We start from the raw sequence: 24,870 nt of genomic DNA, 5'->3' as shown, positions 1-24,870 counted from the left end.
TTAAGTTTTTAACGGTATAGGGTAAAGTGTCCAACAAATTCTCTTTCGTCTCTATCGCCATTTAGTTTAACTACGTACCAGTAGTCTCCCGTTGGCAATTCATTGTCTAAATATGTTCCGTCCCAACCTTCAGAATCAACAGATTGTTCAGAAACCACTCTACCATAACGATCAAATATTTTTATTAGTATTTCTGGGTATTGCTCAATATTTCTTGGGATCCATAAATCGTTCTGCCCATCTCCATCTGGGGTAAAGAAATTAGGTATTTCCACGTCTATAAACTCCATAAATATATTTGCTACCCTTGAGCATCCATTCTCATCAACAACACGAACTTCATAGGTATCTGTTCTAGTAATATAGAAGGTATTGCTATCGCCATTATCTATTCCATCAAAATAATAGGTGTAACCTTCTCTACCACCTTCAACAACAGCTGTTATTTCGTTCATGTTATTTTGTTCCAATGCTAGAGTCAATGGCTCAAAATCCTCAATAACAAAATCAATAGTTACAAAACACCCGTTAGCATGGGCAATAGTAATGTAATGGTTGCCCGGTGCCGAGTTTCTAAAATCAGGATTCAATTGAAGGTCTGCAGGGTCCACAGAATCTATTGCGTATAACACATCTCCAATTACACTATCATCTTCTAATGTGATGTTCACAAAATTATCTGGCACATTACCCGAACATTCGTAAACAGGAATTACCGTTGCATTAAGGTTTACTCCCGATTCAATATCAACTACAACATTGGTATCACAACCATTGGCATCTTTAATTACAATGATGTAATTACCTGCTGCCATATCATAGAATTCAGTTCTGTTCAGTACAAAATCTTCATCGCTATTAGAATTCAACGCTGTACTATATGGTGCCGTACCTCCTGATATATCAAGAATTATAGTACCATCTTGACTATCAACACAAATTTCCGGTGTAGTCTCTACTTCAACAACCAAACTTGATGGTTCAGAAATAGTATACGTTAAGTATTCAAAACAACCATTTTGGTCTTGAGCTATAACAGTATACTCTCCAGGACCCAATTCTGTAAACGTGTTTTCATCATAGAATTGGTTCAGATTTGGTGAAATTGCATATTGATAACCACCTGCTCCTCCAGATAATGTAACCGTTATTTCACCGTTGTTCTCTCCTTCACAAGTAATATCAACAACATTGTCTGTATAAGAAAGCGGTGTAGGTTCTACAATAATAACCTCTTCTGGTGTTGTTGTACAATCATCACTAACTACAGTTACATAATACGTACCTGCTCCCAAATCTCTAAACACACCTTGAGATTGTGGACCGGCAATTCTAGAAGCTACGCTTAAAGAACTATCTGTAAACAACTCATATTGGTAGTTACCTAATCCGCCATCGGCAGTTGCATAAATGATAGCCGTGCTTTCACCTGTACAGTTCAGTACCGCAGCAGAGGTATCAACGGTTAATTCTAAAGCAGGAATCTCACTTTCTGTAATTGCATTTGAAACTGCAGACTCACAACCGTTAATAGCATCACGTACATAGAATTGATATCTACCGGCAGGATACATACCTGTTTCAGGTAACCCTAACGGATTACTGGTCATAGGCAAGAAGTTGACGTTATCAACGCTATACTCATATGTTCCGCTACCACCTGTGGCAGTAAGTTCAAACTCAGCACCAGTAGTACAGGTCAATGCATCTGTTCTAATTAAACTTGCCTGTACTTCTGTTGGCTCTCTTACCTCAACAACATTTGTTGTGGTATCACAGTTCCACCCATCGACTACGGTAACGCTATAGAAACCTGCGCCTAGATCCGTAAAATTAGGATTGGTTTGTACACCAGTCGTTGTAGTAATCGTAGTACCGGTTTCATTATAGAAATTCAACTGATAGCTATAATTTCCACTACCGCCACCTGTTACATTTGCAGTTACAACCGCTCCTGTATCACTGTAACAAGCTAGGTCTGTTACAAGCGGAGTTGCATTAGCCACTATAGGTGTTGCTGGCGTTAATGTTTCAGTATAATTTACAATACATCCGGCATCATCGGTAATGCTTATTGTGAAAGCACCCGCAGCTAAATCTGTAAAGACTCCTTCATTTACATCGTCCATGGTATAAACATCACCGGTTGTAGTGTTGGTCAATACAATATCATAAGGACTATAGCCGCCCTCTATTTCAACTCTAATAACCCCTTGATCATCTGTACAAGTAGCTTCTGCCAAAGGCGTTATCACACCGCTCAGTGGTCTATCCGGAGAAATTATAGTCACCATATTTGTATCTTCAGAACAAAAGGGAACATCTGTTTCTGTAATGGTAACATAATAGCTACCACCGGATAACCCTGTTATTGTTCTTGGATTAACACTGGTATCCGAAGCAGTTGCTGCTATAACCGATGCTCCTGCGGCGTTGAACACTTCATAAGTGTAATTTCCGGTATACCCATCAATATCAATTTCCAAACTTCCATTGGTATCACCAAAACATGTAACTTCTGTTATAGCCGTTGCCGTAGCAGTTATAAAATCGAACGGAGCAATCGTATAACTTGCCGTATTAACATAACAACCTGTATCTAAATCTGTAACTCTAAATACATAGGAACCAACAGTATTTAAATCGTAAGTTGCAGATGCTGCTGTTGTACTAACCAAAGTACCTGTGGCATTACCAATTGGTAACAACTCATAACCATAGTTATGTGCCAAACCATTATCAACTACTGAAATTGTTATTCTCTCATCGTTTGTACATGTAATTGCGACATCTTGAGCTACTGTAGCCGTAAATGTATTTATAGGTTGAATTGTAACGGTATCGAAAGTGGTACAACCATTGGCATCTTTTACGTAAACATCTATGGTTTGTACGCTTCCATCGTCCGTAACATTGAATGTATTTGACGCTTGGAAAATAACATTATCAATACTGTATAAGTATGGTGCGGTTCCTGTACCTATACCAGCCGTAGCTGTTATAGTCGCAGTATTTACACTATTATCTGCCGCACAACTAAATTCTGTTGCTGTTGCAGAAACGGTTAATTGCGTTGGTTGAGTAATGGTTTCATTCTTAACAGCATCACAGCCTCTACTAGATATTACTCTTACTTGGTATTCTCCTGCAGCTAAACCTGTAAACAACGGATCGTTTTGAGCTGGCACAATTGGCGTTACCAAATCTGCAATATCATATAATTCATACTGATAAATAGGATTATCATCTGTTGCCGGATCAATATTGGCTCTAATACTACCGTTACTATCCCCAAAACAACTTACATTAACAATAGTTGCATCTAATAATACAGGGTCTACTGGAGCATCTAGAACTTGAGTTACCGTTCTTTCACAAACTGGATTTGTCGTATCTAAATCCCTAACCACAAAAGTATATGTTCCAGCCTCTGTTAAGTTTGTAAACACACCTGTTGTTTGAGTTACCACAGAACCTAATGGAGTATTCATTTCAAACTCAAGGTTTGTTGAACCACCGGTTACATTAACCGTTATTTCTCCACCCGGAGTCACCGTACAATCAATAGACTTATCTACTGTCGTAGAAACATCCATTTGTTCATAAAGTACCACCGCATTAGTTGTAAAAGTACAGCCCCATTGGTCTATAATAGTAACATCATAACTACCAGCACCAAGACCTGAGAATACTCTAGTGTTTTGTGGTGCACGGAAATCAGTACCGTTTAATCTTAATTGGTATGTATAATTACTTCCTTGACCGCCAGTAGGCACACTTACTTCAATTTCTCCTTGTAAGTTGGTGCAGTTCTCTATGTTTACATCTAATGTTGCTGCTATTGGGTCTGGAACATCAAGTACAATATTGTCTTGAATTAATCGCTCACAACCTTCAGCGTCACGAGCCCATGCTTGGTAAGTACCAGCAGGTAACAAATCAAAAGTAGCGTTAGCTACGAAATCTGTAGTTGCAGGAGCGCTTGTACCAACAAAATACGTATAACCACCCCAACCACCTTCAACATCGGTAATGGTAATTGAACCATCATTTCCTGGTGCACATGTAATATCAGTTACTACAGTATTTCCTGTAATATCAGCTAAAGGACCGTTGATAGTAAATGCTTCTGTATTTGTACAGAACGGGTTGTTGTCTTGTGTAATAGAAACATAGTAACTACCTGCAAATAAGTCTATATCTGCTGTAGGTCCATTTGTTGTTGCTTCTGAACCAGAAATAACAACCGTGTCATCACTAGTATCTGCTAATGTTCCCTCAGTGTCATAAATAGTCCAAGTAAATCCGCCAGGGTAGGTTGCATCAATTAATTCAAAGTTCACAGCACCCGTATCAGTTCCAAAACAAATTACATCACTTGTTTTAACAACATCGATAGTAAATGTGTTTGGCTCTTCTATAGTTTCTGCAACAGAAACCACACAACCCGTATCAATATGTCTTGCCAATATCGTATACGATCCCGCAGACAAACTACCGAACACGTTAGAAGTTTGGTAGTTGGCACCATTATCAATACTATATTGGAACCTAGTTGGGTCGCTTAAAGTAGATGTCACCACTACCGTAATTTCGCCATCGCTACCAGGAGCACATGTAACCGTATTTGAAACCGAAGCGTCTATATCGGTAATTTCATCAAAAGGAAGAACAGTAGCTGTTGTGCTACCAGCACAACCCTTATCATCATAAACATTGATGGTATAAGTATCACCTGCTCTATTTGTAACCACTAATACATTTGATGCACCAGATTGTACCACAGCCGAACTGCTATCCACAAATTCATAGATTACATAGTTACCGCTACCACCGGTAATGGCAGTCTCGTCAACTGTAATTGTAGCATTGTTAGGATTATTACCAGCAGTACAACCGAATTCTACAACTGTAGTATCTATGTTCGATATTACTGCAGGTTCGTCTATTACAATGTTACCTGATGCCGTAGTACAACCGTTAGTTCCTGTTGCCGTTACAACGTATGTATTTGGAGGTAAGCCTTCAAATGTATTGTTACTTGCATTGAATGTTCCTGCTACTGGAGATATCGTAAATGTTAACGGATTTACTCCGTTTTCAACTTGTGTCAAAGTGATTGAACCATCGTTAGCTCCAAAACAAGTAATATCTATATGCGAATCTGTAAAAACAGGTTGAATAGCAGGAGCCAACTCTTGCGTTACCGTAATTTCACAAACAGGATTTGTAGTATCTAAATCTCTTATTAAGAAACTATACGTTCCATCAACGGTTAAATCCGTAAATGTTGCATTATTGGTTTGCGTAACCGCAGCACCTGTTGGAGGTGTCATTATAAACTCTAAGTTTGATGAACCACCGGTTACATTGATAGTGATAGTACCTCCTGGTGTACCCGTACAATCAATAGCCTTGTCTACCGTAGTAGTTGCACTTAACTGTTCGTATAATTCTACTGGAGCAGTTGTAAATGTACATCCCCATTGATCTGTAATGATCACTTCATATGCTCCGGCACCTAAACCTGAGAAAACTCTAGTGTTCTGTGGAGCACGGAAGTTAGACCCGTTCATTACCAATTGGTAGGTATAGTTACTTCCTTGACCGCCAGTTGGTACACTAACTTCTATTTCTCCCTGTAAGTTTGTACAATTTTCTATGTTTACTGCTAATGTTGCCGCAATTGGGTCTGGAACATCAAGTACAATATTATCTTGTATTAATTGCTCACAACCTTCAGCATCACGAACCCAAGCTTGGTATGTACCAGCAGGTAACGAATCAAAAGTAGCGTTAGCTACAAAATCTGTAGTTGCAGGAGCACTTGTGCCAACAAAATAGGAGTAGCCACCCCATCCACCTACAACATCGGTAATGGTTATACTGCCATCATTTCCTGGTAGACAAGTAATATCAGTTACTACTGTATTACCCGTAATAGCTGCATCTGGACCTGCAATATTGAAAAATTCAACATTGGTACAGAATGGATTGTTAGTTTGTGAAATAGAAACATAGTATTCACCAACACCTAAATTAATTATTGGTGTAGGACCGTTCGCAGCTTCAGAACCACTAAGAACAGAAGTATTATCTGTACGGAAAATTTCCCAATCAAAACCTGTGCTGTATGTAGCATCTATCAATTCAAAAGTTACTTCACCGGTATTTGTTCCAAAGCAAATAACATCACTTGTTTTAACAACATCAATCGTAAACGTGTTTGGCTCTTCAATTCTAGCCGAAGCAGTTATAATACAACCCGTATCTGTATGTCTTATCAAGAAGTTATGGTTTCCAGCAGACAATCCGCCAAAAACATTGGTAGAAAGGTATGTAACACCATTATCAATACTATACTCGTATTTAGAACTATCACTAGCTGTAGAAGTTGCCGTTACGGTAATTTCACCATCAGCACCAGGCGCACAAGTAACCGTATTGGTCACCGCGGCCGTTGCTCCTGTTAATTCATCATACGGAAGCACAGTAGCCGTAGTGCTACCGGAACATCCATTATCATCATAAACATTGATGGTATATGTTTCACCCGTTCTATCGGTAACCGTTAAAACATTAGATGATCCAGACTGAACAACAGCAGAGCTGCTATCAATAAATTCGTAAGTTACATAGGTATTGCTACCTCCTGTAATTGCTGCCGTATCTACGGTTATTGTTGCATTGTTTGAATTGTTACCAGCTGTACAACCAAATTCAACAACATCTGCATTTACATTTGCAATTTGTAACGGAGTACCTACAGGACTATCTACCTCTAATTCACAACCACGACCAGAAATTACCCTAACAACGTAATCATCATTTGCGGCTAAATTTGTAAATGTTCCTGTTGTTTGAGGGGCACTTGCAGGAGTTAACACCGAAGGCGCGGTTTCAATAAATAACTGATAAACGTACGGTGGGTTATCCATAGATGCATCTAAAATGGCCACTATAGAACCATCTGTTGCTCCAAAACAAGTTACATCTGTTATATCTGTCGTAAATAAAACAGGGGTTGCCAACTCTAATTCTACGTCTGTTTGTGCAGTACAACCACCCAAAACCGTATCATAAACATGAGCTGTATAAATGCCTGAATCTAATCCTGTAAAAATAGGTGAAGGTTGAGGGCTTCCAGTTACACTAACTCCGCCATTATCGAATAATTCATATTCATAGAATGTAGATCCGCCATATGCCGTAATTACTATTTCTCCATCGCCTTCCGTACATGAAGGTTGGGTAGTAACTTCAGCTGTAATAGCTGTCGGTGCAAAAATTTCGATCGTCTCTACATTTCCACAACCGTTAAAATCACGAACTTGAACGGTGTAGTTTCCAGAACTTAAATCTGTAAACTGATGTGTTGAGCCTGCAGTGGTCAACGTAGATGATTGGTAAGAACCGCTATTTATACTCAAAGTATAAGGTTGAATACCTTCTCCGTCCAAAGTAATTTCTATAATAAAGTCACCTTCATCTGCCGTACATTGGTTGATTACGACACCAGAAATAGCCGGTGTTGGGTCATCTGCAATAGTAACATCCAATGGTAGTGCCGTAGAACAACCGTTACCGTCCATCACATAAATATCCCATTCTGTATTAACTGAAGGATCTAGTTCCGCATAGTTATTAGTAACATAATCACCAGCAACAGGAGGAACACCATTTTCAACATAGGCATACGTATAAGAGCCATTTCCACCGCCTGCAATTACGGTTACATTAGCATCTTCAGAGCAGTAACCGTTATTTTGATCCACCAAGGTCAAAGTCACCGGATTAGGCTCTAAAATTCTGAATTCGAAAGTATTTGTACACTCAGGAGTAGCTGCTTCTTGGAAAAATAGTACATAATCTCCAGGAGGAATGTTTGAAACCGTTTCCAACGGTGTTGGACCAGGACCTATTGGACCTGTAACACTACCTGAATATGCTCCACCTAATGGTGTATTACTAATGCTTTCTCTTATTTCATAATTTATAGTAGTTACATTAGGATCATATTCTTCAAACTGGAAAGAAATAGACCCATCTGTATCTCCATAACAAGAAACATCTGTTACCGTTGGATCTGCAACTACATCAATAGCAGATACATTAGGAATATCAACTTCAACAAAACTAGAACATCCTGTTGTCGTGTCGATCACTTGAAAAACATAACTAGCACCAGGGTTTAGTCCGTTGTATGTTGCAACTTCCTCATCAGCTGTAGCACCCGCCGCCTCAGCATCTGGTGCGGTACCTGTACCATAAATAGTAAAATCGTAATTTCCTGAACCTCCACTTGCGGTAAGTTCAGCGGTACCACCAGCAATACAACTAACTGGCATTAAAACCGGGTCAACCGATAAATATGGACTAGACAAAACCCTAACCGGATTCTCATAATACTCACAACCATTGGCATCCAATACACGAACATAGTAGTCTCCGAAAGCCAATCCGTCAAAAGTTACTGTAGTTGCTGTCGTATTTACCACAGGGTTTGGTCCTGTCGTAGGAACAACATTATTAAGATTATCATATAGGGTGTATGTAAAATTAGGGACCCCACCACTTGTAATTGTAATTTCAATACTACCTGGAATATCACCAGAAGGACCACAACTAACGTCTGTTGCTACAACATTTGCATCAAACAATACTGGATCAACAACAATTGCACTACCATTATACGTACATTCTTTAGAATCTCTAACTATATAATTATAAGTACCAGCGGCCAAACCTGTGTAAACCCTTTGGCTTGTAAAGGCACTGCCGGCAAAACTAATTTCATAAGGTGATGAACCAAAGTTAGGATCCACATTGATTTCAACGATACCATTGGTATCTCCAAAACACGTAGGGTTGGTAACGGTTTCAGTTGCAACAGGGTTTACTGTTGGTGTAACCGTAACTATATTAGAAACAGCTGTACAACCTTGATTATCAGTTATTCTAAACCTATACGTACCTGCTGTAGAAGTGGTATATGGAAATGTTCCCGTAAAAGCGGTATAACCACCACTATTTACATCTAACTCATAAGTATAAGGAGCATAACCACCAGCAATCTGTAAATCCATAGTTGCATCTGGCGATACCGAGCAATCCAAATCTTTTGTTAGTGTAAGGTTCGCCGTTAATTGAGGTTCAACATCAAAAGTTACCGTATCTGTACAACCATTGGCATCTCTAATCTCAAAAGTATAACTACCTGGGGTAAGACTTGTAAAACTGTTCGATGCTCTATATGCACCCGTTCCAATTCTGTAAGTGTAAGGTGCCATTCCACCTGATGCGCCTACCTCTATAGTAGCTGATCCGGTAACCGAAGAATCAAAACATACATCTGAACTTGGTAAAATACTCGCTACAGGAGCTACAGGAGCGGTTAATGTAAATGTATCCGTTTCCGTACAGCCATTTGCATCGGTAACCGTTATCGTATGTAAACCTAATTGATCCAAACCTGTAAATACCCCTGTGCTTTGTGCAGCCGTATTGGAGCCGTCTGGCAGTTCTATTACATAAGAATATGCTGAAGTACCACCGGTTACATTAATAGTTACCGAACCATCATCATCACATGTTGGTTGAACAGGTGTATTTGAAACTACAAGTGCTGCAGGTTCTGTTATTGTTTGTGTTAAAGGAACCGTACACCCTGCAATAGGGTTATCTACGTCTCTAACATAAATAATATAAGTACCGGCAGCTAGACCAGTAATTTGATGTGTTGTTGCGGTATCACTACCTGCTATAGTTGCAAAAGAACTATCATAGCTATATTCATAACCACCAGCTCCAAAATTATCGACTTCAAAAGTAATTGTACCACTATTATCTGCATTACAATCCAAATCTTCAAAAGATAGAATTGCAGCTTCAAAAGCATTACCGTCTTGAACATTTACAATAATATCTGTTGTACAGTCACTACCATAATCCACGGTAACCGTATGTTGACCAACAGATGTGTTGTTAAATACATTGCTTGTCTGTGGCGTATTGCCATCAATACTGTATGTATATGTAGCATCATTAGGAAGAATTGTAACATTTCCTGTACCGTCACAATTATAAGTAACACTACTACTTAAAGATGGTTCCGTTGGTAATGGAGCTATAACAATATTTGGAAGGTCAACAACACAACCTGTATTATTTGCATCTCTAACCTGCACAGTATACGCACCATCTGTTAATCCTGTGAAAACCGTACCACCTGTGGTAGCAGTCGTCCAAGAACCACCGTTTAAGCTATATTGATAAGAACCAGAACCGCCCACAGTAGGTGTAATGCTACCTACCGAAATTTCTGCCAGTTGATTACAGGTATAATCTTGTGTTTGTTGGCTCTCAGCGACAATTTCTGGTAATTGATCTACGTCAACAGACAACGTTAGCTCACAATTATTTACATCCCTAACTCGAACATCATATGTGCCTGCAGTTAGATTATTGAATAAACTTACAGACCCGAAGTTTGCACCGCCATCTATACTAAAAGTATACGGAGCCTCACCACCACTAGGGGCTAAAGAAATACTACCGTCATTTCCACCAAAACAAGTTACATCTACTACTGTTGGTACAGCAGCTACTGGAGCATCTTGATCAATATTGATGTCGTACATGGCAGGACATGCATCTGCCGCTCCATTGTTATCCAAAACATACACATCATAATCCCCAGCACCACTAACGGTAACCGGATTGGTAGCTGAATAATCGCTCGCTGTAGGCGTTACACCATCAGCAACTACTGCGTAAACATAATTTCCGTCACCACCTGCTGCTGTAATATTAATTTCACTATCGGTACCGCAAGCTGTTATAGTACTTGCACTTGCGCTGACCGTTACTTGTTGTTCAATGGTTACGGTTTGGGCAGGAGCATCACAACCATAAGCATCGGTAACCTCAATAGTGTACGTTCCATTTGAAAGACCTGTAAATGTATATGTGGTTGCATCAATTGGAGTAGGGGTAACAAACGCTCCTCCATTGATTCTAAACTGATAATCACCATTACCGGCGGTAACATCTACAACAATAGTTGCATCATTACCACCACTATAACACGTTGTTTCCAATAATGTAAAAGCTGGTGTTTCCGGAGCCGTAACTACAATTGGGGTGTCAATTAAATCTGAACAACCATTGGCATCTCTAGCACGAATATTATATGTTCCTGCCGATAAGCCATTGAACACTGTATTCGTTTGATATGCAGTTATAATTCCGCCAGAAGTATCTTCTAATTGGTACTCATACCCTGGAGTACCACCTGTAGCACTCGCTGTTATTTCTGCTCCGCCATTATTACAAGTAAATTCTTGTGAAAGGTCTGCATCAGCAACCACAACTGTTGGTTCATTAATAGTATGATCAAAAAATGTTGTACAACCAGGTAAAGAACTCGCCGCGTCTCTAACATATACTCTATACGTACCTGCAGAAAGTCCAGATATAGTTTGTGGCGATACCGTTGTACTACCTAAAATACTAATAAAATTATCTAAGCTATATTCAAATCCGCTTGCGCCATAGTTATCTACTTCAAAAGTAATTGATCCAGAATTATCACCATTACAATCTAAATCTTCAGAAGAAAGAAGACTAGCTTCAAATGCATTACCATCTTCAATGATAACGTCAATTGATTCCCTTTGCGAACATTGTTCTGGACTCTGAAAAGCTTGAATATTATCTATAGCAACATCGTTTCCGTTTGTTCCTGTTGCAATTGTTCTAATTACAATATCAATAGTACTATTGGTTCCTGGATCTAAAGGTGGAATATTAATATTTCTCCAATCGTTAGCTCCTGTGTTTTCATCAATTAAACCTGTTGTACCACTATCAATTACATTACCAGATGGATCAACTATCTCTACTAATATATTTGGTCTAATTAGACCTGATCCTTGTCTAACTAAGTTAATAACATCTAACTCTACCTCAACATCTCTGTTAGGTATAATCTCAATATCAGTTTTGCTATAAACTATGGTATTTACTCCTGGGTCACCAACATTTACCGCTAAATATCTTCCGTTAGGGTCTCCAGAATTATCAATAGGACTTACCCACGTTCCAAAAGGAGCAACAATAGTGCTAGTTACACTATACTGCAAATCGTTTATATTGAAATTGGTGTCTGAACATGTGCCTAATGAGGCATCTTGAGACTCATAACAATAATAAGTTGTATCGATCTGAGGTATAGAAATATTTGAACCTGTACCAAAATCTTCGCGCATTAATACGCTTCTTGCAGGTGGTGTATTACTTATATAATCAACATCAATAGTATGTGTACCTACAGGAACATTCGTAAATACATTTGAATCTCCAGGGGAATTGATCGTACCGTTAAGATAATATGTATAATCTAAGTTTGGATTATCTGGAGTTATGGTTACGATACCTGTTCCGTCACAAGAATAATCAACCTCTGGTGTAAGCACAACATTAGGAGGTGTTGGCGCTTGTTCAATAGTTACATCCATTGGATAGGTACAGTTATTTGCATCTTGAATATATACCGTGTGCGATCCAGGTAATAAGTATCCTATTGCATCTGAGCCAAAAGAGCCACCTCCATCAAAACTGTAGGTATATGGGGCGGTACCGCCTTGAGCGTTCGTTATTCTAACCTCAGCACCATCTGCGGGGTTACATTCAACTAATTGGGTAACCGCTGCCGATGCAGAAAGTGTAAATGGTTCTGAAATGGTATACACTTGGGCAACCTCACAATTATTTACATCTCTAACACGAATATTGTACGTGCCAGCACCAAGGTTATTAAAGGTATTCGGAGTTTGATAATTTGCCCCATTATTAATACTATAGGTATATGGTGCCTCACCACCAGAAGCAACTATTGTTATAGTAGATTGATTTTCTCCACTACAAAGTATATCTGTATTAGAAATAGATAATGCTAATGGATCATCTTGGTCAATAGTGATGTCATAATTAGATTCACAGAAATCAGCATTACCGCTATTATCTCTAATGTAAACGTCATAATTACCTGCGCCGGTAACCGTCACAGTAGTACTTGGATCAAAGTCTCCGGCATTTGGGGTAACCCCGTCAGCAACTACTGCATATACATAATTACCATCGCCACCTGCACCACTAATGGTAATATCGGTATCGGTGCCGCAGGCAGTAATGTTACTTGCGCTTGCAGTTACCGTAAGTGCAGGATTTACAGTAATACTTTCAGTGTCTGTACAATTATTACCATCTCTTACCTCAACCGTATATGTTCCTGCTGAAAGATCAGAAAATACATTGGTTGTACTAAAAGGACCGCCATTTAAACTATATTCAAAAGTACCGTCACCACCAGAAGAAACACTTGCGGTCAAGGTCAATAACACGGCATCATCAAAACAATCTTGATTTGGTGTAATAACCAATACCGGAGCAGTTGCAGGGTTAAGGTCAAAAGTAAACGGAACGCTACAGTTATTAGCATCTGTTACCGTACCGTTATATGTACCAGACTGGGTTAAACCAGTAAAAGAACCTGTTGAGTTAGACCCAAAAACCGAATTATCTGGATTGTTCAATTCATATACATAGCTTCCCCATCCGCCAGTTGCGGTTACACTAACACTACCATCTGTTATACAACTAGGTTGTGTTTCTGTTAGGTTAGAAATGGTCAACGCCGAAGCAGGACCTTCCAATTCATGTGTTTCAGAATAGGTACAGTTAGTATCCGTATCTACAATGTCTATGGTATAAATACCGGCAACCAAGTTATTGATGTTGTCAATGACAGCTTCTGTACCACCAGTTCTAACACCACCTGTAGGACCAGTGATTGTATATGTGAAGTTTTGACCTGCTTGGAAATTTACATTGAACCTAACAACCCCATCTGCAGCTCCAAAACAACTAATAGGCTGTGTGGTTTCTCCACTAGCCGATATTGGATTGATTGCATTTATCGTATAATTTTCTTCATAGAAACAGCCATCCGCATCAGTAACCCTAACCGTATAGGTATCTGGAGACAAATCTTCAAAGACAGCCTCATTTCCTGAGGTACTTGTTGGATCAATGGCAGAAGATGCAGTAATGGTATATACGTAAGGTGCTGTACCATTAATTGCGTTAACAGTTAAGTTAGATGTTCCAGCAGGACATGTAATTTGAGATTCCGTAATAGTTAAATCCGTTGGTGGATTTGGTCTATCAATAACAATTTGATTGGTTACAAAAGTACAGTTATTAGCATCTCTAATAGTAATGGTATAAGAACCATCTGTTAAGTTTTCAAAACGATTAGCATTTGCTGTCGTATCGGGTACAAAATTAATACCGTCAATACTGTATGAATATGGTGCGGTACCTCCTATTACATTTTGTGCCTCAATAATACCCTCTTGTAAACAGGTATAATCTTGAACCAAAATAGCATCACCACTAATTGCAGCCGTTGGTGCGTCAATACTAAAACTTTCTTCTGAAATACAAGTTGCCGTACCCCTTGTTTGGGTAATTTCAACTCTATAGTTTCCTGCTGCCAAGTTTGGAAAACTACCTGTACTGTTATCTGCTAATGGTTGATCGGTATCATCAAATAATGCGAAATCTAAAGTATAGCCATTAGGGTTGGTTACATTAAACTGAATTCTACCGGTAGTTTCACCAAAACAAAGTACATCTGTAACAGTAGTTGGATCAAAATCTGCAGTTGGGTGATATTCTATAGAGACCGTATTTGATTCTACATAACAGCCTGTTCTATCCAATACCAAGAAAACATAATCTCCAGCTCCAGAAACATTGAACGTAGTCTCTGTTTGGAAATTGGTTGCAGGAATATCCGCAAAATCAGAATAAGAAATAACCGTAGCTCCTCCCTCATCAACATAGCTCCAAATTACATAAGAGTAATCTGGGTTACCACCACTAGCATTCATTGAAATAATACCATCTTCACAAGTAATATGTTGGTCTACACTAGCGGTAAGTTCTAAATCGTTCTCATCTAAAACAGTAACCGCTTCACTATAAGAACATCCATCATCTGTAGAAATATAGGCGATATAATTACCGGCACTTACATCTGTAAAAGGATAATTATTATCTGCATGACCATTTTGGCTATCTACTAATGTACCCAATCCACCATTAGTGCCATCATCTAGTCTTATTTCAAAATCATATGGAGAATCAGCATCTGTAATCTGAAGCGTAATAGTACCTAAATTGAAACACGTCTCTGGAGTTACACTTACGTCATATGTTACCGCTCTTTCTCTAATACCTATAACCGGAGTTGAAAAAATACATGCATCTTGAATTGGATCACCGTTTGTATCTAATTGAGTAACCTCAACTCTATAAGAACCGTTCTCACCAGAAGCAAAATCAAAACTTGGACCGTTGTTAGCACTAAATGGAACAATAACATTATTAGTGTCATTATCTACCAATTGATAACCGTAACCCGCTCCAATATTTGTAATGGTAATATTACCATCAGTGTCACAAACAATATCCCTATTATTAAAATCTATATCTAAATTGTTCTGAAAACCTTTGAAATAGAAACTGCTAGTACATCCATTTTGATACACTACGGATAGCCTATATTCACCTGGTGCATTTAATAAATAATTACTACCGGTACCTACTTCTGTCCAAGAACAAGTAAGGGCCCTGTTGGCACAATCCTCACCAACAGTAACACCGCAACTACCTTCATCCAAAATCTCCCAAGTAACACTTTGAGCATCAACAATATTAACAGCCAATGGTTGGGTATCGTTAATACCGCACAGGAAAATTTTAGGTAAAAAAGAGCTATCATCTGAACAGAAAACTATTTCGCCAGGTATGTCATTACTAGGGTCGGCATCACCATTTACTTCATTAAAGTATTCCGTAACAGGGTTTGGTAAATTACCCGAACCAAATGGCTCTACATTTATAATTTCTTTAAACCCTTTACATGGATCGGCAACAATTTTATCTACTATATATTGACCAACAAGTGTTACTACTTGTGTACTTGGGTCATTATCTGGATCACCATCATTGATTTCAATATCGGTAGCATCAATTTCACCGTTACTATTTGTATCTCTATACCATACATAGGAATCAAAACCATCACCTGCATTTAAAATAGTACTTGTACCACAAAGTTCTATGGTTCTTTGAAAATTACAATCGGACAAATCATCCAATAGGAAATTGGTAGCTCCCGGAACAACAAATCCACAAGAATTAAAATCTGTAACACTTGGGTCATCTGTAACTTGGGCAGAGTTGTTTTCACCTCTATATGAGCTATAAGCCAAGTTCTCGATTAAATCTGAACATGCGTCTATAAAATCAAAACAGTTTTCAGCAACTTGAACTCTAAAAATAATTGAATATTCCCCATCTTCATCCTCAACATAAACATCCGGAACATTAAAAACTATTTCCCTGCTTGCTGGATCATAGGTATACGTAATTTCATAACATGTTCTGGGTGTTCCCGTACATATAGGTGCAGGAAAAGAAAAATCAGTATCATTGAAAAAGCTACGTCCGTCTGGTGGAGAAACGTTAACTGGCAATACGTCTCTAATGGTATAGTTGACCCCATCATCATTACCAATATTTTCAAAAGTCAATACATAATCCAATGTTTGACCTAAGTTTACCCCTTGACCTGTAATGTCGACACCGCCTGGAGTTTGTACTCTTTTTTCCAAAACAATGTTTGGCGCAATTATATCGACATCAAAAGAAGTAAAGAAGATATCATACTTATCTTGTGAAGAACTTGCCCTTAAAATAGCACTTGTAGAACCATTAGGTATTACGGTATTACTGGCACCACCATTAGGTATTTCAAAAAGATCAACATCCCAACCCAGTGTATTTACACTATTAGGGTTTCTATTGGTATACTGAGCATCGAACTGAGTAATACTGGAATTAAAAAAGTTATTTGCTGGGTTTTGACCATTTGACAATGTGGTAAAAGAGCCGTTGGCATTAATTTGCAAAGCATCACCACCAATTCTATTATCACCTTCTAAGGCAGCAACACCCATATTTGCATACACAGGAAAAGGTGCTGGCAAGGTTGTAAATCCGTTTACGGGTATGTCAATACTTTCACCGGATTTTACACCCGCATAACCATCAAAAGTGGTGATGAATTTATCACCCGGTAAATTTGGGTTTTCATATACAATGACCATTTTCCATCCACCGGAAATACCACCTGAAATATTATTGCCTGTACTAGCTCTAACATTTGCTACAAAGTAATCTCCATTTGGGTTTCCTAAACCAGCTACTATAGAAGTTACATCTTTATAAGCTGCATAAGGACTGTAATACCCAAAATCTACATCACCATTACCATCAAAAATTATTTCATCTGCAGTAATATCTTGGTAAGTTCCTCCTGGAGTTCTAAACTTAATATCATCAATAGTACTTCTATCTGGATTTACATAAACGGCTGACCAATAAAGACCTGCATAACGTACCAATGAACAATCAACATCCGGTATTTCTAAGTTAGCACTACTAGAACTGAATGTGCTGTTATCATTATCGACATCAATATACTGCATGTCGTAATTATCATTATAATCTGAAGAACTTCCGGTAGCGTTAAGTGGTTCATTAGGTGAAACTTCAGGAATTGTTACAGTTTCGCGTCTCCATCTGCCATTTCTATAAACCCATTGTCTACTTGTGGTCTCTGGTATTCTTCTATTTACAATGTTGTTAGCAATGAATGTAAGTTCACCTCGAATATCCGCTTCGTAACGAACATCAAAATCATTTTTAACCTGAGCAACCGCAGTTTGTAAACCAAGTACCAAGAATAAAATGAAAAATAAACATTTTGAGTAATGTTTTCCCATAAGAGAAATGTGTTTGTTGAAATCTAAAAATGTGGTCAGCTTTGTCATGTCCTAAAATTGTTGAAGCATTCCTTTCACTCGACATCGATTACCCATCGGTCCACGTGGAATTCTCCAATAACAAATATTAACCTTAGTAGTAACGTGAAGAATTTATTGTTGTGGTAACGATGTTTTCTGTTGTGAAACAGCAAATAAAATGGGTTTGTTTTTATCAAAAAGTGTGCATTTCAACGATAATACACACATAGGCACGACTTTAAAAATGCATTGAATGAGGTAATCCTAATAAAAATTTTGGCAGATTTTTTATGTAAACACCTCTTTTTCAGGGATAAAAATCAGTGTCATTTTTTCTGAAATTAGAGTAAATTTTTCATGTATTTCTAACTCAATTTTAATGCACTAACAACAATTTTAAATGAGTAAAATAATGCTATTTTATGCTTAAAAAATGAACACAAAACACATTAACCAAACGTTTCAAAAATTGTATTTCCAGATATTTTTTAATAACATTTAGCTGTTTTTCTGATATTAAAAGGCGCTTAAAATCAAAATGAAAAATGTTATTTGGAGTGCATTAAAGCGTTTTAAACAATATTAAAAGCAATGTGGTCTTCTGCAAAAAAACAGTCTTTAAAATAGCTTATATAAAGCTGTAGGGCACTAATAGTTTTCAAGCACTTTACTACAACTACAAACCTTGTGCTGCTCCCCTATATTTTAAAGTCAAAATTCTTTAAAGGCACTGCTATGAGCAACTATTATATTAAATATCTACTACTGTTTATTGTATACCCAAATATTAAAACTGAGACTTTGAACCTCTATTTTAATGTACATAAACAAAAATTATTTAGAAGTTCAAATGAGTACGAGATAAGAATTACTATATTTATAGCCTGTTATATTCATACTACATATTAGCAATGTCTTTCTAAAAGACTTTCTCGGAAAGCGAGTAAAAAAGCTTTGAGCCCTTTCAAGGCTTAGCTAATTACAGCCAAATTATTTATTAGAATTTTTATTACGAAACTTTAGGTTTTAAGCACTATATAATTTTGCATTTTAACCTTTTGTGCCAAAACATGTAGTATGAAATGAACAAACAATTAATATCTAAAACCATTGAAACATTCTACAATCAAGCCTCGGAGGAAACCCGACTTGAAAGTGGAATGGGATTATTTGAATTTGAAAGAAATAAATTGCTAATTGAAGCATATCTAACCGCACCAAACTTACAAATAGTAGATGTTGGCGGAGGAACAGGAAAATATGCGGAGTGGCTATCAAAAAAAGGTCATAAGGTCCATTTAATAGAGCCGGTTGAAAAACATGTGCACTTAGCAAACCAAAGGTCAAAAAGACTTAAGAACAAGTTTAAGGTGCATTTAGGAGAATCTAGAAGTCTTAATTTTCCAGATGATTTTGCCGACTTGATCATACTTCATGGTCCACTTTACCATCTTCAAAGAAATGAAGATAGAGCATTAAGTATTATAGAAGCTAAACGTGTCTTGAAAAATGGCGGAATCATTTTGGGTTTTGCCATAAACTATACAGCTTCAACCGTGGTAGGACTTTTAAATGGTCTCATTCACAAAAGGTCATTTTTTGAGATGTGCAAAAGTGAATTGACAACGGGCATACATAATCCGCCAGATGATTTTCCTTGGCTCTTGGCAGAGGCTTATTACCATAAACCAGATCAATTAAAATCAGAATTTGAAAATCAAGGTTTAGCCTATTTAAAAACCTATGCAGTGGAAGGTATGGCATGGCTTGACAAAGAATTTTTTGTCAACATTCAAAATGTCAAAAAAAGAAAGACTTTAATAGCGTTACTTAAAATCACGGAAAACGACAGCTACATTTTACCTTTTAGTCCACATATGATGATAGCAGTAAAAAAAGAAACACATGGAAAATAAAGACAGATACTTAAAAGCCCTCATTGAAAACCGTGGTCAATTAAATGAGATTGATTTAGGAGAAAAGATTCAATTGGAAGAAGAGGAGACAAGGGAAATAATAGCACAGCTATTATCTGAACATAGAGTTATTTACCAAGAAAACGGATGTTGTGCATATAACGTTAAGTAAGTACTTTCCACAGGTCTCCATTCTACTTTTTTTGAAATTAACTATGTAGTAAAAATGACCGGTATAGACAGTTACATTCTATTCCAAGCCACTTAAATATACCCATATGTATATTTTGTGAAAAAATGACAGATAGAGTTTCTGTGCAAAAATGGTTTATTATAATTTATACTACATATAACGATTGGTATATGATAGATTGTCATTTAAAAATAAAAACAAGTAAAAACAACAAATCCCTTGTCAATGTAATGACAAGGGATTCAATATCGTAGAATTACCTTATAGTGGTTCTATGCCATCTGCTCTTGATTGACCCGCATAATCCACATTTTGTCATCATAGGCATCATTTAGCTTAGAGTAATAGGATATAAGGGCATTGGTCCAAGAGTCGTGCTTTTTAAGGTACACGTATCTATAATTGTTCTTAGGGTTGATAAAGTAGCTAGCACTTAGTCCAAATGAATTTAGCAGCGCCACAAACTTTTTAGCATTATTTGGGTTTGCAAATACATTTGCAATTAAGTAGTAACCAGAACCGGCTCCTTCTATCACATAAGATTTAGAATCGATCTCTCTAGAATCTACATTGTCTCTCACCACCTCATTGGAGGTTAAAACATTAGAATCATATTTGGAAGACTTCTCTTTTAGTTTGTTTACATTACTGGCGTAGGCCTCATTAGAGTACTTATTATCAACGTTCATGATCCACATGGCACCATCATAAGCGCCATTTAATTTTGAGTCATGTGCGGCAACAGCATCTTCAAAAGTTTCAAAACGTTGTAAGTACACATATTTTAAACCAGTGTTGGGGTTATCAATATAATCGGCTTGTATCCCTTTTGCATTAAGGTCATCTATGAAGTTGTTCATGTACTGCCCACCTTTATACACATTGGCTACTACGTAATACCCATCGGTAACATCTGGTAAATTTTTAAATCTTCTACTCTTAACTCCGTCTTGTACAATCTCTGTACTCGTAGCAGTAGGTGTTGTGGTAGTGGTTCTTCTTCTACTTCCCACAACTGCATCTTTAGGTTGTACCTGCTTTTGATATTCGCGGTCAACGGTTGATCTATCGGTAGTATTAGTTGCCACAACCGCTTCGCTTTTAATAACAGGTTCTTTAGTGTTATTAGCTGCAACAACTACTCTATCCTGTTGACTTTCATTTACTACTTTATTCGAATTTATGGGTTGTCCTGTGTTGCTTGGGTTATAACTAGATGCAATCCCAGTATCACTATTCTCATCTAAGAAAAGTTCCTTTGCCCTTTGCTCTAAATCTGGTCTTTCACCGTTGGTCTCGTTACGTACCATACGCATAACCATGGCAAAACGTCTTTCTAGGTCAGACTGGCGAATAGCTTCCAAAGAATCCTGACGAAACATCAGCTCTTCGATTATAGCATCATTTTCGGCCAGCTTCATTTTTAGCTCCTCAATTTCTTCATTGGTTGCAACGTTCTCAGGCTCTTCATCGTTCTTAACCAGATCATCTTCAAAATCATCTTCTAACATTACCCTATCTTCGGTTAGGTTAGGAGAGAATGAATATGCAACGGATATCTCATGCGTAAGACCAAAATTGTCAAAATTATTGGACAGACCTTTTTCCATGGTATACCCTAATGATATTCTTTCATTCAAGTTAAAACCAACACCTGCAGCAGCTCCATAGAAACTATCATAACCACCCTGAATCCAACCTAATTTAGGAAGATCAAGAATTAAACTACCACCCAAGGTGACATCTTCTTCACCTACTTTTCTAACCCTTGCCAACGGCATTAATCTAGCCTCTTCAAAAATTCCTTTTTGATTTTCAAACTGATGGGTATATTGTAAGTGGGCAGAATATGTTTTATCCTTAAATTCGGTTACCGACTCGCTATTCTTTAAATTGTAGTCAAATAGGTTTTCTGCAAACATACCTACATCAAACTTTCCATAAGAAAGGTTAAAACCAGGTTGAAACGATAATAGGCTTTGATCTTGTAAACCCGCCAAAAAAGGATCTTCTTCAACCGTTGAAGCCCTACCGTTATCAAATCCACTTTGATAGTACGATACGTTAGCACCAAAGGTAAAATTACTCTTATCGTTCAACTTAACGCCATAAGCGTAGTTTGCAAGTACACCAAAATTACTTAGAATACCTTCTCTTTGTGAATATAGACTTAAACCAAGTCCGGTTCTATCACTAATACGTCCACTATAGCTTAAGAAATAGTTCTGATTGTTATCATCAAATTGTACCGATTGGTTTCTGTGTAACAAGTTGATATATGATTTATCTTCCCTAACCGTTGAAAACGTAGGGTTAATTAAGAATCGGTTATACTTCAATAAGTTTTGGGCAGGAACGTCATATGATACAAACGGACTTTCCTCTTGCCCACTAACCTTCATGATAGCAAACACAAATAACAATAGATATAAAACACTTTTCTTTAGCATGGTGAGCTTAACGTATTACTGTGATCGTACCTTGTTTAAGTACTTCACTGGCATTTCTAATTTTATAATAGAATACCATATTTTGTTTGGTGAAAGCCGTAGTTGACTGCGGCCAATTATTTTTATAGTCGAATTCGTTTACAATTTCCTGACCTTGTTCATTATAAATTATGATATTAACATCGGCCTTATTAGAATATGAGTTAGGGATTACCCATTGATCATTAATTCCATCTCCGTTTACCGTAATTACATTAGGTACTTTAAACGTATCTAAGTACGAGACTTCCACTTGTCTAATGATCTCACAATTATCAATTGAAGCGATCAATGTATAGCTACCAGCTTCCGTAAAAGTTATACTATCCGCATTGCCTATTTCAACGGCATTGGCATCTAGCCATCTATATGCGGTACCTCCACTTGCGGTAACCAATTTTGTAGTGCCTTCTGGCATTACAATCTCAGTTCCCGGATCAAGCGTAATCAAGTTTTCATCAAGGGGACTAATGACAATTTCATTGGATAATAAAGCACAACCATCTCGGTTTACTGCCAATCTATAGCTACCTGCAGTAGTTACCGTTAGTGATGTATCTGTTGTATTTACAGATGCTCCATCTAGTTGCCATTCAAAAGTGGAAGAACCTAAATCACTAGAGGTACTTAAAGTTATCGTTTCGCCACCAGAACAGAATACAGTACCTGAACTTGCTATAGAAATGGTCTCGCTAGTTAATAACTGAACAGTTAACGAATTGGAATCTACAGTAAAACTATCTACCGATGCGTTAAGATCGTATGTTCCATTTTCAGCATTAGAAGCCAAACTTATTGTACTACTTGTTGCACCACTAACAGCTGTACCATCTTTGGTCCATTGATAGGTGAACCCATCTACTAAGGCGCTGGTAACATCTGTTTTAGTACCATCTGTAGCAACGGCATTAATTTGTTCTACACCCAATATCGTACTTGTTGATTCACATGAAGTATACGCATCGGTATAATTAATGGTCATTTCAAAAGAAGCAGGTGACACAACCGTAGTCACATCAGAATTTTTTGAGGATACAGAACACGACCCCCCTGTTTGGGTTACCTCAGCGTAATACTCGCCGTCTTGCGAAATAGTTATAGCACTATTGGTCTCGCCAGCTATTTCTATTCCATTTCTAAACCATTTATAACTAGGTGTATTTGCCGTTGTACTAATTGATAAGGTTTGGCTCTGCGTAGGCAAAAGCACCATATTAATTTCGTTTTCTACATCTACCGTATATACATCTGCATTTGTTATAGTAATCGCCGAAGATCTTTCATTACAGATACCCGTGCCCGAAATTTCTATGGCATAGTCACCTTCAAATCCTGCAGCGGATGCATCAACGGTATAAGAAGTTGCTGTAGCACCTAATATAGCAACATCATTTTTAAACCATTGATAGCTCCATGAAGCATCTGTTTGATCTATAGTAAGTGTTTCAGCATCTGTACTACACAAAGCAGTTTTGCTTGGTGCCGTTACAGCTATCCCCGTACCAGAACCTCCAATCGTTACATCAACGATATTAGAATCTGTATTACCGGAACCGGTACAACGTGGTCCGTAATCAATATAAACATTATACATACCAGACTGGGTTACGTTTAATGTATGACCTGTTTCACCTGTTAACTCAGTTCCACTTCTAAACCAAATATACTGGTAGGTTTCTGGGTTGCTTATATTATCTACTTGCAAGGTAATAGGACCAGTGCTACACACTGTACCCGGAGGCACACCATTACCTTGTTCACTAATGTTCAAGTTAGAAGTTACATCCATGTAATACATGTTATATGCGGGAGATTCGTTACCAATCTTTTCAGGATCGGTACTGCGAACCCTCATTTTGTAACCTTCGCCACGCGTATCAGTCGGTATGGCAAAACTGGTATCAAAGTCCTTTACAGTATTTTTATCGCTAATAGTTTGTAAAGTTTGCGCATTAGCAAAGCTACCAGTGGCATCAGATAATTCGAGAATAAACTCATTACCTGCATTGGCGGTACCAATCCACGTGATATTCACAAAATATTCATTGAAACCAGAGTTTCCCGCACAAACGGCGGTCCATGGCGTACTTCCTGACAGATTAGGATTGTCTGCAGGTTCCGGGGCATTGAGTACTATTGCCTGTGCCGATAATTGATAGGCACTAAATAGCATACAAAATGCGGTAAAAAAGGTAATTTTGGTCAAGGTTTTCATAAGTATTTGTAGTTATGGGGGCCACTACGGTTGAAAAGTTGGTTAATAAATTATTTTACTTTTCCATCATTTCATAGACAAATATGTTATTTAATCCGACGAAGAGGAATTTATTGTT

General features: G+C 37.8%; 5 protein-coding genes. 2 read left to right on the top strand and 3 right to left on the bottom strand.

Annotated elements, in window-relative coordinates; translation table 11 throughout:
• Positions 1–8 precede the first annotated feature (8 nt).
• On the bottom strand, positions 9–17,918 hold the full coding sequence (locus B2Z27_RS17360; protein ID WP_286814624.1) for a T9SS type B sorting domain-containing protein: 17,910 nt from the start codon (positions 17,916–17,918) through the stop codon (positions 9–11).
• Positions 17,919–19,021: 1,103 nt separating this feature from the next.
• Here B2Z27_RS17360 and B2Z27_RS17355 point away from each other — a divergent pair.
• Both B2Z27_RS17355 and B2Z27_RS17350 read left to right on the top strand, forming a co-directional pair.
• A complete protein-coding gene (locus B2Z27_RS17355) occupies positions 19,022–19,855 on the top strand; it encodes a class I SAM-dependent methyltransferase (RefSeq protein WP_286814623.1) in 834 nt (277 codons plus the stop codon).
• On the top strand, positions 19,845–20,027 hold the full coding sequence (locus B2Z27_RS17350) for a hypothetical protein (protein ID WP_058104576.1): 183 nt from the start codon (positions 19,845–19,847) through the stop codon (positions 20,025–20,027). Before B2Z27_RS17355 ends, B2Z27_RS17350 begins: the two co-directional genes overlap by 11 nt.
• A gap of 293 nt (positions 20,028–20,320) precedes the next feature.
• Here the strand turns inward: B2Z27_RS17350 and B2Z27_RS17345 are convergent, their stop codons facing one another.
• Complete coding sequence (locus B2Z27_RS17345) at positions 20,321–22,498, bottom strand: PorP/SprF family type IX secretion system membrane protein (RefSeq protein ID WP_286814622.1); 2,178 nt, start codon at positions 22,496–22,498, stop codon at positions 20,321–20,323.
• 7 nt (positions 22,499–22,505) lie between these two features.
• Positions 22,506–24,752 carry a gliding motility-associated C-terminal domain-containing protein gene (locus B2Z27_RS17340; RefSeq protein WP_286814620.1) on the bottom strand — a complete coding sequence of 749 codons (2,247 nt, stop codon included), beginning with the start codon at positions 24,750–24,752 and terminating at the stop codon, positions 22,506–22,508.
• Positions 24,753–24,870: the final 118 nt, after the last annotated feature.

Source organism: Maribacter sp. UBA3344 (assembly GCF_002362375.1).
GTDB classification, from domain to species: domain Bacteria; phylum Bacteroidota; class Bacteroidia; order Flavobacteriales; family Flavobacteriaceae; genus Maribacter; species Maribacter dokdonensis.
Note: the sequence above shows the minus strand (reverse complement) of the source record. Positions and strands in the feature narration are given on the sequence as shown.

Bases quoted from the DNA above. Each gene is read 5' to 3' on its own strand.
- B2Z27_RS17340 (WP_286814620.1), bottom strand. From the start codon at position 24,752: ATGAAAACCTTGACCAAAATTACCTTTTTTACCGCATTTTGTATGCTA.
- B2Z27_RS17355 (WP_286814623.1), top strand. From the start codon at position 19,022: ATGAACAAACAATTAATATCTAAAACCATTGAAACATTCTACAATCAA.
- B2Z27_RS17360 (WP_286814624.1), bottom strand. From the start codon at position 17,918: ATGGGAAAACATTACTCAAAATGTTTATTTTTCATTTTATTCTTGGTA.
- B2Z27_RS17345 (WP_286814622.1), bottom strand. From the start codon at position 22,498: ATGCTAAAGAAAAGTGTTTTATATCTATTGTTATTTGTGTTTGCTATC.
- B2Z27_RS17350 (WP_058104576.1), top strand. From the start codon at position 19,845: ATGGAAAATAAAGACAGATACTTAAAAGCCCTCATTGAAAACCGTGGT.